Source organism: Paenibacillus sp. FSL W8-0919 (assembly GCF_038003785.1).
Lineage (GTDB): Bacteria > Bacillota > Bacilli > Paenibacillales > Paenibacillaceae > Paenibacillus_AQ > Paenibacillus_AQ lactis.
On the sequence record NZ_JBBOPV010000001.1, the window covers coordinates 800111 to 814843 of the forward strand.

General features: G+C 54.3%; 10 protein-coding genes and 1 pseudogene. 7 read left to right on the forward strand and 4 right to left on the reverse strand.

The features are described from left to right. The first annotated feature begins 16 nt into the window (after positions 1-16). Positions 17-1033 (forward strand): ABC transporter ATP-binding protein, encoded by a 1017-nt coding sequence (locus NST44_RS03405; protein ID WP_251536145.1) that lies wholly within the window; start codon positions 17-19, stop codon positions 1031-1033. Then, positions 1023-2048: an ABC transporter ATP-binding protein gene (locus NST44_RS03410; protein WP_007130695.1), complete on the forward strand. Its 1026-nt coding sequence runs from the start codon at positions 1023-1025 to the stop codon at positions 2046-2048. The genes NST44_RS03405 and NST44_RS03410 overlap by 11 nt, the downstream gene beginning before the upstream one ends. Before the next feature lie 271 nt (positions 2049-2319). Here the strand turns inward: NST44_RS03410 and NST44_RS03415 are convergent, their stop codons facing one another. After that, on the reverse strand, positions 2320-3639 hold the full coding sequence (locus tag NST44_RS03415) for an FtsW/RodA/SpoVE family cell cycle protein (RefSeq protein WP_007130696.1): 1320 nt from the start codon (positions 3637-3639) through the stop codon (positions 2320-2322). A 2-nt stretch (positions 3640-3641) separates the two neighbouring features. Continuing rightward, positions 3642-3971 carry a PadR family transcriptional regulator gene (locus NST44_RS03420; protein ID WP_007130697.1) on the reverse strand — a complete coding sequence of 110 codons (330 nt, stop codon included), beginning with the start codon at positions 3969-3971 and terminating at the stop codon, positions 3642-3644. A 255-nt stretch (positions 3972-4226) separates the two neighbouring features. Between NST44_RS03420 and NST44_RS03425 the strand changes: the two genes are divergently transcribed. The 4 genes and pseudogenes from NST44_RS03425 to NST44_RS03440 all read left to right on the forward strand — a co-directional run bounded on the left by NST44_RS03425 (position 4227) and on the right by NST44_RS03440 (position 10344). Continuing rightward, complete coding sequence (locus NST44_RS03425; RefSeq protein ID WP_007130698.1) at positions 4227-7022, forward strand: glycoside hydrolase family 3 protein; 2796 nt, start codon at positions 4227-4229, stop codon at positions 7020-7022. Positions 7023-7238: 216 nt separating this feature from the next. Further along, positions 7239-7772 carry an RNA polymerase sigma factor gene (locus tag NST44_RS03430; protein ID WP_007130699.1) on the forward strand — a complete coding sequence of 178 codons (534 nt, stop codon included), beginning with the start codon at positions 7239-7241 and terminating at the stop codon, positions 7770-7772. Next, positions 7759-9414: a DUF4179 domain-containing protein gene (locus NST44_RS03435; RefSeq protein ID WP_007130700.1), complete on the forward strand. Its 1656-nt coding sequence runs from the start codon at positions 7759-7761 to the stop codon at positions 9412-9414. Before NST44_RS03430 ends, NST44_RS03435 begins: the two co-directional genes overlap by 14 nt. Before the next feature lie 482 nt (positions 9415-9896). After that, positions 9897-10344 (forward strand): annotated as a pseudogene (locus NST44_RS03440) (carboxymuconolactone decarboxylase family protein). Here the strand turns inward: NST44_RS03440 and NST44_RS03445 are convergent. Then, complete coding sequence (locus tag NST44_RS03445) at positions 10313-11212, reverse strand: sigma-70 family RNA polymerase sigma factor (RefSeq protein ID WP_007130702.1); 900 nt, start codon at positions 11210-11212, stop codon at positions 10313-10315. The pseudogene NST44_RS03440 and the gene NST44_RS03445 sit on opposite strands and share 32 nt — an antisense overlap. Before the next feature lie 143 nt (positions 11213-11355). Next, on the reverse strand, positions 11356-12675 hold the full coding sequence (locus NST44_RS03450; protein WP_007130703.1) for an APC family permease: 1320 nt from the start codon (positions 12673-12675) through the stop codon (positions 11356-11358). Between the two features lie 396 nt (positions 12676-13071). Between NST44_RS03450 and NST44_RS03455 the strand changes: the two genes are divergently transcribed. Beyond that, positions 13072-14424 (forward strand): sodium-dependent transporter, encoded by a 1353-nt coding sequence (locus NST44_RS03455; RefSeq protein ID WP_007130704.1) that lies wholly within the window; start codon positions 13072-13074, stop codon positions 14422-14424. The last annotated feature ends 309 nt before the right edge of the window (positions 14425-14733 follow it).

Consider the following 14733-nt stretch of genomic DNA (forward strand, 5'->3'; position numbering starts at 1 on the left):
AAGGGAGCGAGGGTAGATGAAGTCAGCATCAACGCTGCTGGACATTAAGGATTTGCGGACTTCTTTTTTCACGGAGCAGGGGGAGGTCAAGGCCGTGGACGGGGTCAGCCTGCATGTCCGCAAAGGAGCGACGCTTGGGATCGTAGGCGAATCAGGCTCGGGGAAGAGCATTCTGTCCTTGTCGATTCTCCGTCTCATCTTGAGTCCGGGCCGGATTGTAGGCGGTCAAATTCTATATAACGGCGAGAATCTGCTGGATAAAACGGACCGGCAGATGCGCAAGCTGCGGGGCAATCAAATTTCGATGATCTTTCAGGAGCCGATGACATCGCTGAACCCGGTCTTTACGATCGGTGATCAAATCGCCGAGGTTTATCGCATTCACGAGCAGCTGGGCAACAAACAAGCGCTGGAGAAAGCCGTGCACATGCTGCGGCTTGTCGGCATCCCCTCCCCGGAGAAGCGGATTTCGCAGTACCCGTTCCAGCTGTCCGGCGGGATGCGGCAGCGCGTCATGATTGCGATGGCGCTCGCCTGCAATCCCGACCTCCTGATCGCGGATGAGCCCACGACCGCGCTCGACGTGACGATTCAGGCGCAAATTCTGGAGCTGATGAAAGAGCTGCAGCAGAAGCTGCATATGTCGATTATTTTCATCACGCATGATTTGGGGATTGTCGCCGAAACCTGTGATGATGTGGCGGTGATGTACTGCGGCAAGGTCGTGGAATATGCCGATGTCCGGTCCCTATTCAAGCATCCGAAGCATCCCTACACCATCGGATTGATGAATTCGCTGCCGCGCCATGACGTCGACCAAGAAGCGCTGGAGCCGATCCGGGGCTCGGTGCCGAGCCCATTCGACCTGCAGAAAGGCTGCCGGTTTGCCCCGCGCTGCCCGGATGCCCGGAAGCTCTGCTATGATCAGCAGCCCGAGCTGTCGGCGCTGACGAACCGCCAGCAGGTCAGCTGCTGGAAGTATACCGATCAATGGGATGCCGTAAGCGAGGTGAATGATAACGATGAGCGATAATAGAACCGCAAAGGAATTATTGTCCGTTAAGCATCTGAAGCAGTATTTTCCGATCAAGGGCGGCATCTTTGGACGTACCGTCAATGTCGTGAAGGCCGTAGACGACATTTCCTTCTCCGTTAACGAGGGGGAGACCGTCAGCCTCGTCGGCGAATCGGGATGCGGCAAATCGACGACCGGACGGGCAATTCTGCGCCTGGATGAGCCCACCTCCGGTGAAGTCATGTTCGAGGGCACGAATCTTCTTGCCCTAAGCAAATCGCAGATGAATCGGAAGCGCAAGGACCTGCAGATGATTTTCCAGGACCCGTACGCTTCGTTGAACCCTCGCAAAACCGCGGTTCAAGTGCTGGAGGAAGCGATGGAAATCCAGAACATCGTCCCGAAAAAGGAACGCCGGTCAAGGGCCATCGAGCTGCTCGAAACCGTTGGCCTCTCCGCCTATCAGGCCGATCGCTATCCCCACGAGTTCAGCGGCGGACAGCGGCAGCGGATCGGCATCGCCCGCGCGCTGTCGGTCAATCCCAAGCTCATTATCAGCGACGAGGCCGTGTCTGCCCTTGACGTCTCGATCCAGGCTCAAGTGCTGAACCTGATGAAATCGCTCCAGAAGGAATTCAAGCTGACGTATCTGTTCATCTCCCATGATCTTGGCGTCGTCCGCCACATCTCCGACCGGATCATCGTCATGTACCTTGGCACGATCGTTGAGATTGCGGACAAACAATCGCTGTTCCGGCGGCCGCAGCATCCCTACACCCGAGCGCTGCTGTCTGCGATCCCCACCCTCGATCCCGACCGCAAGAAGGAGCGGATTCTGCTGAAAGGGGACGTCCCTTCCCCGCTCAACCCGCCGTCCGGCTGCCGCTTCCATACCCGCTGTATGTACGCCACGGACCGCTGCAAATCCGAAGCCCCAGTCCTTCGGGAAGCAGGCATGGGCGGCGGCCATCAGGCAGCGTGCCATTACATCGAGGAAATTGCGGAAGGTGCGCTTTATTCTAGGCGGGAGTAATATACCGCAGGCCGGTAATACATCGCTATGCGGAGGAAAGAACCGGGTGCGAAATTATACGGGTGTGAGTGGACGCAGGTGCGGATAGAAACAGGTGCGTAAGAAACAGGTGTGATAGAAATGGTGCGGGTAGAAATGGTGCGGGTAGAAATGGTGCGGGTAGAAATGGTGCGGATAGAAGTGATGCAATAGAAAGACCGAGCGGCTGTGCCGCTCGGTCTTAATCATGGGCTAGAGCAGAATCAACCGCTACGTGGTAGCTTGTTTTCGCTCACTTCACTCTAACCGCTTCGATTCCTCCGAGGTCGCTCGGAATCATATTTTTCCGCCGGTAAATCGACAGGATCAGGCCGACGACAGCCAAATCTATGAGCTGGTTCGTTCCGCCGTAGGAGATGAAGGGCGGGTCCAGAGAGACGAGCGGGGCAATCCCTATTCCCATAAGTAACGGCCATAACAGCCGGATTCCAAAGACGACCATGATCATCGCTGCCATATGTCTGGCATAAAGATCCCGATGCGTTTTGGAAACTTTCCAGATTCTAATCAGGAATAATATCGTCAAGACTACAACGGCAATACCAAAAATCCAACCGAAGCAATATACGAGATAAGGAAATACGCTATCATTCAAGATATAAGGCAATTTGGGGGATTCTGCTCCGAATCCTTGCCCAAACCACCCGGCATTCTTAATCGCACTTATGCTGTTGCCAACATGCCAGTTATAGCCGGAAAGCGGGTTTAACATATCCCTCCACCGAATAAGCAAAAGCTCCATATGCGTAAAAAGAGAAATCGTTAAGCTCGCAAGTGGAAGCGTCATGATTAGGACAAATTGCCGCGGGTTTTTCTTCGTTCTCCAGGTCAAGACAAGGAATCCGGCCGCGTAAATAAGAGAATACATAACCGAGTTGCTCATGCTGTAAAGCACGATTGGCAGAACGCCCCGATACAGCAGATTCAGCACCATCTCCCATCGCCCCCACTCGAATGCAGGTTTCATTCCAGCCTGTGCAACAAGGAGCGGGAGCAAGGAAAAGGTAATCATATTGACCCCAATAAAGCCGATACCCAAATATCCTGTATTGTATCCATGCAGCTTACCGTAGACTAAAACATATCCAAGTAAGAATAAGACAGAGAAAAATACCATTCCCGCGAATCTTCTTAATTTTCGATAATCCGTAAAATAAAGAACGATAAGCAGGAAAATCCCTATTCCAAAAAACAGTATCTTCCTATCAGGGATTTGCATAAAGCGAATAACATCGGTATAGTAAACGCTCATTGTCCCGAACAGTCCGATTACCGAGAACAATCCTACAATGACAAGCAGCTTCCAATCCAGCTGCGGCCGGTGGGCCATATGCAGACTTCGCCCGATCTCTTCCGGCTCGCCCATCTGACGAACCGCTTCCAGCACGGCCGGCTCCTCGGCATTCCCCTCCAGCATCAGCAGCTCTGCCCGCTCCTCGATATGGCTTAGCAGCTCTTCGCGGATCTCCGCATGCATGGGCTTAGCCCGAACCTGCTTGCACACGCGGTCCAGAAAATCCTGTACCGTCCTGTACTCTTCAATATACCGCACGGTTAGCTTCCCTCCCCGATTACGGTATCTACCGCGGTGCGGAACGTAATCCATTCTTTGGTCTTCTCATGAAGCTGATCCTTCCCCCGCTCCGTGATCCGATAATACTTCCGTTTGCGTCCATCAACCTGGCTCCAATAGGATTCAAGCCACCCTTCCGCCTCAAGCGTATGCAGGATCGGATACAGCGTGCCTTCCTTCATAACGAATACACCGTCCGAGCTTTGCTCGATCTCCTTGATCAGCTCATACCCGTACATCTCCCGCTTGTTCAAGACGGTCAACAGTAAAATGACGGTGCTGCCCTTCAGCAGCTCTTTGTTGATGCCCATCCTGCTCTCACCCCTATACCTAGTAAATCTATGTATTGTAATCTTAGGTATGAGTATAAATCATCCTCCCCTGATTCGCAATCCTAAAAAGGCTAAATTATCGCATGAAAACAACGCTAATTATGCGTGTATGAAGCGGCTGCGGTCCACGATATGATAGAGTTGATTTCAATTCGGCTGCAACGTGTAGACGCTGCCCGGTTGTTACTGACAGCGTTTCCATTTCACAATCATGCTAAGAAATGAGGTTATATTATGAATTATCCATTCCAAAATCCGGATCTTCCCTTAGAAGAACGGGTTAACGACCTGGTCTCAAGATTCACGCTGGAGGAGAAAATCGAGCTCATGTGCCAATACCAGGCGGAAATTCCCCGTCTTGGCGTGCAAAAATACAAACACGGCACCGAAGGTGCCCACGGCGTTGCATGGCTTGGCGAGGCGACGGTCTTTCCCCAAAATACCGGGCTTGCCTGCACCTGGAACCCCGAGCTGATGCGTCAGATCGGATCGGTCATCGCCGATGAGGCCCGCGTCTACTACCAGCGCGACAAGGCCGTCAACGGCCTGACCATCTGGGCGCCGACCGTCGATATGGAACGCGACCCCCGCTGGGGACGCACCGAGGAAGCCTACGGCGAGGACCCGCATCTGACCGGCGAGCTGTCCACCGGACTTGTTCAAGGCATGCAAGGCGACCATCCTTTCTACTACAAAACGGTCGCAACCCTTAAGCATTTCTACGGCAACAACAACGAGGTTGACCGCGGCAACGCTTCGGTAAGCATCGACCCGCGCAACAAGCGGGAGTACTATTTGAAGGCCTTCGAGCCGGCTTTCCGTAAAGGCGGCGCCAAATCGATGATGACCGCTTATAACGGCATTAACGGTACGCCGTGCAATCTGAACGATGAGGTAAACCGGATCGTCAAACAGGAATGGGGCATGGACGGATTTGTCGTCGGCGATGCCGGGGACGTGCTCGGCACCGTCATGGATCATCATTACGTCGATTCCTACGCCGAGGCTGTAGCCCGTTCCGTAAAGGCCGGAATCGACAGCATTACCGATGACCAGGAGATCTCCTTCCGCGCCCTCCGCGATGCGCTGGAGCAGGGCCTGCTTACAGAGCAGGATCTCGATCACGCGCTCCGCAACACGTTTCGCGTGCGCTTCCGCCTCGGCGAATTCGATCCGGAGGACCGCAATCCATACAGCCACGTCCCGGAATCGAAGCTGTGCGCACCCGAGCATGCCGAGCTGTCCTTACGGGCAGCTCGTGAATCCGTAGTCCTGTTGAAGAACGACGGCCTGCTGCCGCTGAACAACAATATGCCGTCGGCAGCGGTGATCGGCCCGCTTGCGGATGAAGCCTTTACCGACTGGTACAGCGGCACGCCGCCATACCGGATCACGCCGCTCCAAGGCATTACGGAGAAAATGAACGGCCGCAAGGTGAACTTCCATACCGGGCTGGATCAAGTGCGCCTGCGCAGCGCGGCCAGCGGTCAGTACGTGACGTTGGCGGATGATAACAGGCTTCTCTTCGGAACGAACGAGTCTTCGGAGGCTGCCCTCTTTGAACGCAACGATTGGGGTTGGGGATCCGTTACGCTCCGCCTTGTGAGCAGCGGCAAATTCGTGACGGAGACCGAGAACGGTCTTCAGGCGATCGCTGACGAAGCCCGCGGCTGGTTCGTGAAGGAAGCCTTTGGTCTCGAGACGCTTCCGGACGGTACAACGGTCATGACTTCATGGGAAGGCAAGCCGGTCATTCTGGATGAACAAGGCCGGTTAACCATCGGTGCTGACGGTGCAGAGGCCGCACCGTTTATGGTGGAGACCGTTCAGGATGGCATCGAAGCAGCGGCTGCCGCGGCGAAAGCGGCCGAAACGGCCATCGTTTTTGTGGGCAACAGCCCGTTCATTAACGGCAAGGAAACCATCGACCGTCCTGACATCGTGCTCCCGCCATCCCAGCAGCAGCTGATTCAAGCAGTACATGCAGCGAATCCAAACACGGTTGTTGTCATTGTGGGCAGCTATCCATTCGCCGTGAACTGGGAGCAGGAGCATGTGCCTTCCATCGTCTTCACGTCGCATGCCGGCCAGGAGCTCGGCCGTGCCGTAGCGGATGTCCTATACGGAGACTACAATCCGGGCGGCCGATTGAACATGACCTGGTATAAATCCGTTGATCAGCTTCCGGACCTGATGGACTACGATATCATTAAAGGGAAGCGTACGTATCAATATTTTGACGGGGATGTGCTTTACCCGTTCGGACATGGTCTTAGCTATACCCGCTTCGCTTACGGCCGGCTGTCCATCAGCGAACCCGTTATGAAAGCGGACGGTCAGGTTACGGTCTCCGTTCAGGTGCGCAATGAAGGCGATCGCGCCGGCGACGAGGTCGTCCAGCTGTACGTCAGCGCGAACAACTCCCGCGTCGTGCGTCCGCTCAAAACGTTAAAGGGCTTCCGCCGGATTCACCTGGACCCGGGCGCCTCGGAAACGGTAAGCTTCGAGCTAGCCGCGGAGGAGCTGGCGTTCTGGGACGTCACGCGCGAGCGTTACTGCATCGAGAGCGGTGAATACAGCGTTATGGTCGGACCTTCCTCTTCACAGGCTGCCGAAACGGCTATCCTGCAAGTGGAAGGAGAAGTCATTCCGCCGCGTTCCTTATCCGGGCGTGTCCGTGCCGTCAATTACGACGATTACAGCGGGGTGTTCATCGACGAATGCCGCGAAGGCGGCGAAAGCATCCGTGTCGCCACGGAAAGCGGATGGATCGCCTTCCATGACGTTGAGTTCAGCGAACCTGTCTCTACGTTCGAGGCCAGAGTGTCCGGCCATATCCGGGGCGGCGAGTTAGTTCTCGCAACAGGCAGCCCAGATGGCCCGATCATCGGAAGCTGCAAGGTGATCCCGACCGGCGGACGCCAAGCCTGGACGACCGTCAAGGCGTCCGTAGAGGCCATATGCGGACGGCATGATGTGTTCCTTATCTTAAAAGGCGAAGTTCAAGTCAGCTGGCTGCGGATGGTTTAATCGGCGAAACTGCTTATATTTTCGGCAATGCCTTCTCCCTATCAATTCCGAGAACATCTGCCCCTCTTTTTTTAGAGCGGGACAGATGTTCTTTTGCTATCTTAGAGTCATAGCTTTAACGGATTGTTCTACCATACTTGGGGCTATTTCGGAAAATGAACCTTTTCCAAGGGTCATTTGTTTATATAGCATAACGCGAAGAAAGGAGTGCCGTAATTGACCGAACGTGAGCTGTTTGATTCGTACAACAAGGAAGTGTACCGGACTTGTTATTACATGCTCCGAAACGCGCAGGATGCGGAGGATGTATGCCATGACGTATTCGTCACCGTATTTCGGCAGGACTGGAAGCGTATCGAGAATATCCGGGCATGGATTATGCGCATCACGATGAATCACTGCCTGAATCTGCTTAGGAAAAACCAGACGAAACGTGAGAAGCAGCCCCAGGTTCAGTGGCTCCATGAACACAAGGCCGCATCGATCAAATCGGCCGACGCAGTCGTGCTCGAGAGAGAGACCTCGGCCGAATGGGAGAAACTGCTGAAGCAGCTTCCCGATAAGCTGCTTGCGGTGGTAACCCTCCGCTTTATCGGCGAGCTGTCGGTGGCGGAAATCGCCGATACCTTGCATATTCCGCAAGGAACCGTGAAGTCAAGGCTCCATAAAGCATTGAAGCTGATGCGCAAGAAGCTGGAACAAAATCATTCCGTATGGTTGAAGGGAGAGGAACGACTTGGAACGTCTTGAGAATCAAATGAAAGACCAAATGAAACACTCGAACACGGTGCCTTATCCGGATTTCGACCGGATGTGGAGCAGCATCCAGCAGGGCGAGCTGCGGACAGCCGCCGGAGGAGAATTAGCAGCCCCCCGTTCGCGCAGCCGAAAGCGGACCGCAATTGCAGTCTCGTTGTCTGTCGCCCTTATGGCAACGCCCGTATACGCAGCAGTGACCTATGATTGGTCCAATCTTCTGTCCTTCAGAGCCGGTATTGAGACTGCCCTGGAGCAGGGGCTCGGCCAAACGATCGAGCAATCGGTCACCCGGGACGGCATCACGTTGACGCTGCATACCGCCTTTACGGATGAGAACCGGACCTTTCTTTTATACAGTCTCGATCCTGGAGCGTCCGCGAAAGGGAAATCTGTCAGCTTCGAAAACATCGGGCTTAAAGATGCCAACGGCAAGCTGATTAAAGGTTACTACTATCACCAGTGGAATGAGGAGCTTCAGGTCTTCCAGGGATATTTCGAAACCGATTGGGTGCTGAATGAGCGCCAAGCCGAGATGGAGTTTGTCGTGGAAAACATCCGTTTTATCGGAGACGGCAGCCAAACCATCGCTTTCCGTCCCGACCATCCGGAGACGCAAACATTCGAGATCCAGAAGGACGGGATCGGCACGGTTACGCTGCAATCCTTCGATCAGCCCGGAGACAAGGTTCTGCTGAATTCCGTCATTACCTTTACCGATCCGGCCGTTCAGTCTAACAGCTGGGTTCGGATCGAAGCAACGGATAAGGAAGGGGCAGGCATAAAGGAGACGGAAACTCCGGTATTCGGCGCACCAGGTGCATCCGGCAACTATACGAGCCAACAGGTGTTTTCCGCAGCCTCCTTGCGCGCCGAAGGAACGACGTTCCAGCTCAAATACGAGCGTACGCTCGGAACGGCCGATGGAACTTGGAGCCTGGGCACCTCCCTTTCGAAGAAGCAGCTGGAGGACAGCTCGTTTAAGGAAGAGTTGAATATTCCATTCACCGAGGTACCAGGGGGAACGAAAATCACAGAGATGATCGTCACGCCAACTCAGGTTCGGCTCGTCTTGACCCATGAAGAGAAATTTACAAGGGCCCACTATATGAACTACAAGCTGGATGTGGGCGGCAAGCTTCTCAATGGCAACGTGTGGACTGTGCCGAATCAATCAAACAAAACGGAGCTTCGGTTCGAAATGGCCGGCCTTACGCCTGAAAGCTTGGCCCAACAACCATTAACGCTGATTGCTAACCATCGGGTCGATGAGCACAAGGGCGATGATAATCCGGTAGTCCGGCTAACCGGGATCTCCACAGAGCGGCAAACGGTAAGCTCCAGCATTGGGGGTTATCCGGTCACCTGGACCTACTACATGAAGGACGGCAATCTGTACGTAGAATCCAGCAGCACGGATTCTGCGTTCGGCGGAGTGAATCAAACCTATTATTTGGACGGCAAGGATCGGGAATACGGAAGACCTGCCATCCTCGGGGTATTCGGAGACGGAAATAATCAGCATATGGACGTTTATGAGAACTATACCGGAACCGAGCAAGAGCTGTATATCTATAACTATACGACCACCCAGCCTGATGACGAGCTTCGCGTTCCAATTAGACAGGGAAAATAAGTCATGATGACACCACCGGTGCGTTGCTTAGCGTCCACGCTGGTACGACAAGCCATTAACGCACGTCGCAGCCAATTCGTGTGCAGCCAATTCGTGTGCAGCCAACCATTTAGCGGCTGCGCGAAGCCCACAATCCGGCCGCTCCCTCATTTTTCACGGCTGACAGCCTAAGCGGGCTCTCGCCCACAAAAACAGCAGCCATTCTGGCAGAATCTCTGCCCAGGATGGGCTGCTGTTTTTTCACTGCCGATAATCCGGTTCTGTCGGATGGTTCTTCGAGCTGGCACAGTCATGCCGCTGCTATATCCCTTAAACTGCCTTAGATAGGGTAGTCGTCAGCTAAGGCCCACAGCTCTAAGATCCACTAGAAGTTGCTGGATTTGCTTGGTCAAAACTTTTTTTCGGATGGACGTCACAATTCCAATGGCCCGGTTGTCATAAGGGTGAACACGAAATAAAACAACCGTAAAGGAGGCCTTCCCATGACTCTTAGAATGAATCACAGATCCGTCAATCCGAATGTCTTTAAGTCGCTGCTTGCCTTAGAGCAGTCCGCCAAAAACAGCGGCCTTGACCACAAGCTGTACGAACTGATCAAGCTTCGGGCATCCCAAGTCAACGGCTGCTCGTATTGCGTCGATATGCATGCCAAGGACTTGCTGTCCATGGGGGAAAGCACCGAGCGGCTGCTTCTCCTACCGATGTGGCGGGAGGTACCGATCTATTCAGAGGCAAGAGCGCGCCGTTCTGGAACTGACCGAATGCGTGACGAAGCTCCATGAGGCCGGCGTTCCCGATGACGTCTATGCGCGCGTGCGGGAGCATTTCGACGAGAAGGAATACGTCGATCTGATCCTGGCCATCAGCACGATCAATGCCTGGAACCGGATCGGCGTGTCTACAGGCATGTTCCCCGGCTGCTTTGATTAAATCGGAGCAGTTTATCGGGATTTACCATAAGAAAGATCCGTCTGATGCGGGAGCCGTCAGGCTCCCACTCTACGGTCAGCACCATCGCAACCCGGCCGTTCTGTTTCAGCTGAAGCCCGGGCTCCCCATTCACCGCAACCGGCTCAAAGCCTTCACGGAATCTACCCTTTGCCGAAAGGCCCTCGAAAAAGGCGCGTACCCGATCGACCCCCAGTATGGGCTTAAGCGCAGCTCTTGCCTTGCCCCCTCCATCCGAGAAGAGCGTTACCTCATCCGTCAAAAATGCCAGCAGAGGTTTGAAATTGCCCTCATCGGAAGCTTTCAAGAATGCCTCGACAAAACGCTCCTGCGCTTCTATCCGGTGCTGCCGCGTGTCCGTATTCCATGAGATTCGGCCAATCTTCTGCTTGGCCCTGCTGAAGATTTTCCGGCAGCCGGGCTCCGTCTTGCCGAGCATCTCCACCAGATCCTTGTATTCCAGCCCTAGCGTTTCCTTGCATACGTAAACTGCACGTTCCAGCGGCGTCAGCTGCTGAAGGAGCACCAGGTAAGCATAGCCTATATTTTCTCGGCGCTCGGCGGGATCGGCCGGCATCACCGGCCCGTCAATCGGCAGCGGCTCCGGCAGCCAAGGTCCTGTATAAGTCTCGCGCTGCCGGCGGGAGGAGCGCAGGAGATTGATGCAGCGATTCGTGGTCATTTTTGCCAAGTACGCCTTTACATTCGATACCTCACCTTGGTCCATCGCAACAAATTGGGAAAAGACATCCTGTACAATATCCTCCGCATCGGCGGCACTTCCCAGCATTCGGTATGCGAGACTGAACAGAAGCGGTCGATAGGCGGTATAAATTTGTTCCAGCAGCATAAGCTCCCTCCTCGTCACTTCTGCATTTCTTTATCCTTACCTCATAATGAAGACAATTCAGCTGCCGCATTTGTGACGTCACCTGCGGGCTGTCATGATTAGGGTGTCCCGAAACTGCGAAATTGCGAAGCTGTGACCAGCTATCACAACTTTGGGGCCTCCCCGTCTTCAGGGGCGGCTATAAAATCTGTGCCCTTCTTCCGTGCAAGCCAACCCGTGTGACGCTTTCTCCAAAACGCCGCAACGGCGACGACGGCAAGCGGATAGACGGCCGGCCATCCCAGGAACGGATAAAGAGCCACCGTCACGACAAGCGATACCCCGGAAGCCAGCCTTCCTATGCGATCGTCCCGCAGCAGCTTGAATCCGGCAAGGCAGCCGCCGACATACGTTGCTATAAATGTCGCATTGGGCAGCGCAATCAATTCGTTTAACGTTACCGCACCGCTCCCCAAGACGCACAAAGCGAGAATTCCGCCGGCTGCGATAAAACCAAGTCCGCCGACAGGCGTCCCGTATTTGCCGTTCAACGTACCCATCCACCGCGGTGCGGCCCCTTCCCGAGCCAGCGTTAACGCAATGCGGGAGGCTGCGCTGGAATACGCATTATGTGCAGCGAAGCAAATAAAGAGCGCGGCCGCGGCAACAATCCACCCGCCCGCCGGGCCAAGCGTCAGCTGCACCATGGCGCTCAGGGAAGTTGCCGAGCCCTCCTCTTGGCCGTAGCTTCGGGTTGCCACGTTCATGAATGCCACGGCAAAATAAATGATCGCTACGATGCCGGCGCTCCATATCACACCGCGAAGAGCATTCCGCTTCGGGTCAACGAACTCGGCCGACAGGTGGGTCACCGCCTCCCAGCCGATAAAGCACCAGAACATTAAAGCAGCTGCCTGAAACACGCTCAGCCCGCCGTGCGGAAGAAAAGGCGTGAAATGAGCGGCGTCATAATGCGGAACCGACGTGCAGATTGCCAGCAGCAGGATGCCGAGGATTAAGGCTACGACGATCATTTGCACCCTCCCGGCTAATTTTAGCCCAAACCCGTTCATAACCAAAGGCAGGATGAATATGAGCAGGGCAAGGATATACGTCTCCATACTGCCCCACCCAAGCAAAACAGCCACGTACTGTGCTCCCGTTACCGCAAGGACCGGTCCCCCGATCGGCACCGACAATAGGAACAGCCAACCGACCAGATTGCCGTAATGGCGGCCAAAGGCCAGCCTGACAAAATGGGATACGCCGCCGGAACTCGGGTGCCTTGACGCCAACAGCCCCATTGTTACGGCCATCGGAACAACCAGGATGGACATGGCCAGCCAGGCTATGAGCGATGCGGGACCTGCCAGCTCTGCCGTTAAGCCGGGGATGAGCAGAATGCCGGACCCGATCACCGAACCGACGTATAACGCAATAATATGCGGAAGCCGAAGCACCTGGCGCAGCTCTTTTCTATCCATTTTGCACCTTCCTTTCGTTCAGTGTTTTTGTCTCCCCAAATTATCTCCTACTCTAGCTGAGGGCTCATCGCTTTTAAAGGGTCAGTTTTCAATGATTTTTAGCGGATAGTCTTGTAGGGCAATGGCCTGCTTGAAGACTTTAGCTGCTCCAAAACCAATAAATCTATCGACAATCGGGCAATTATTCAATAAGATATGGGTTGGCAGGCATGGAACAAGCGGCGCACATGGTACAAAACAAAGCCGTTTCGGGTAACGCGGAGTTGTGACGAAACTCCCAATTTAGCGGACGTGGCCTGCGCACTCGGACGTATTAGGAAAATTTACTTATGTCTTATAGGCAAACTTGAAATATAATAGAGAAACTTAAATAAAAAGTCTACTGGGGGAACATCTATGAAAAAACAGCTAAACGACCCAGCTGCATCCGGAAAACAGGATCGTTTTTCTTCAGCGGGTTTCATACTGGCGGCCATCGGAAGCTCCGTCGGACTCGGCAACATGTGGAAGTTTCCGTATATTACGGGTGAGCATGGCGGCGCCGCCTTCTTCTTGCTCTTTATCATCTGTCTCATCCTGATCGGTTTGCCGGTCCTGCTCGCTGAACTCGCGATTGGACGAGCCGGTCGCGGCAGTGCGGCCACTTCCTTCGTGAAAGCTGGAGGAGCCAAAATATTCGGCCATCTCGGATTGCTGCAGGTCATCGCTCCATTCCTGATTCTGACGTTCTATGTCATTGTGGCGGGCTGGACGCTCCATTATGCGGTCATGTCCTTTAGCGGAGCACTGTATGAGAGCACCGATTTTACCGGACAGTTCGGCTCCTTCACGGCAGGCTATATGCCGATTGTATGGCAGGTCGTTGCGATTGCACTCACCGGATGGGTTGTCGCCAAAGGCGTCTCCGGCGGGATTGAGAAATTCAATAAAATTCTGATTCCGGGACTAGTCATCCTGCTGATCGTATTGATGATACGGGCGGTCACTCTTCCGGGATCCGGCGCGGGGGTATCCTTCTTCCTGAACCCGGACTTCTCGAAGCTGAGTGCAGAGGCTGCACTGGTCGCTCTCGGCCATGCCTTCTTCTCCTTGTCGCTTGGAATGGGAATACTGCTGACTTATGGGGCCTATGTCGACAAGCGGCAGTCGCTTGGACAAGCTACCCTTGCCATTGGCGCCGGAGACTTGATCTATGCGTTTATCGCCGGCCTGATTATTTTCCCAACGACCGCGTCCTTCGGAATCGCACCGGATGCCGGTCCGTCGCTCGTATTTATTGCACTGCCGGCTGCCTTCTCGGCAATGCCGCTCGGCGCATTCTTCGGCGGATTGTTCTTCATCCTTCTTGCTATCGCCGCATTGACCTCGGCCGTCTCCTTGCTGGAGGTGCCCGTGTCGTATGTCATGGACCGCTGGCATTGGGGGCGGACGAAAGCCGTTGCTATCGTAGGCTCGCTGGTGCTGCTGCTGGGTATTCCATCCGCATTGTCCTTCGGGATCGTACCCGGCCTTGAAGACATCGGCGGCAAAAATTTCTTTGACTGGCTTGATTTCATTACGTCCAATATCCTGCTTCCGGTAGGCGGCTTGATTACAACCTTGTTTGCAGGCTACTTCTGGAAAAAAGCAGCCGATGCCGCCGGCCTCAAAGCCGGATGGTTCCGCGTGTGGCTGTTCATGCTCAGATACATTGCACCGATTCTGGTTGTCCTCGTTCTGCTGCATACGACAGGCGTAATTAAAGTCTAATAAGAAGATTTAAAGCAAGACAACTTAAGGCAACCTGACCCGCCACCGGGGGTTAGGTTGCCTTTTTCATGGATTGGGATTAAGCAAGAATTTCCGCGCTATTGCTTCGATCGACAAGCAGAGCATACGAAACCAAGCTCCTGCCTTGCCACTCAAAACATGCATGATCGACGCCCTTAATGCTCATATATAAGGACGAAACGGTTGAGGAGTTCCAGCAGTTATTCGAACGGGCCATTAAGGAATACTTCCCTAATGCGGATATCGCCTATTTTGTATGACGAATAGACACGGACACCCCGAGGGGTG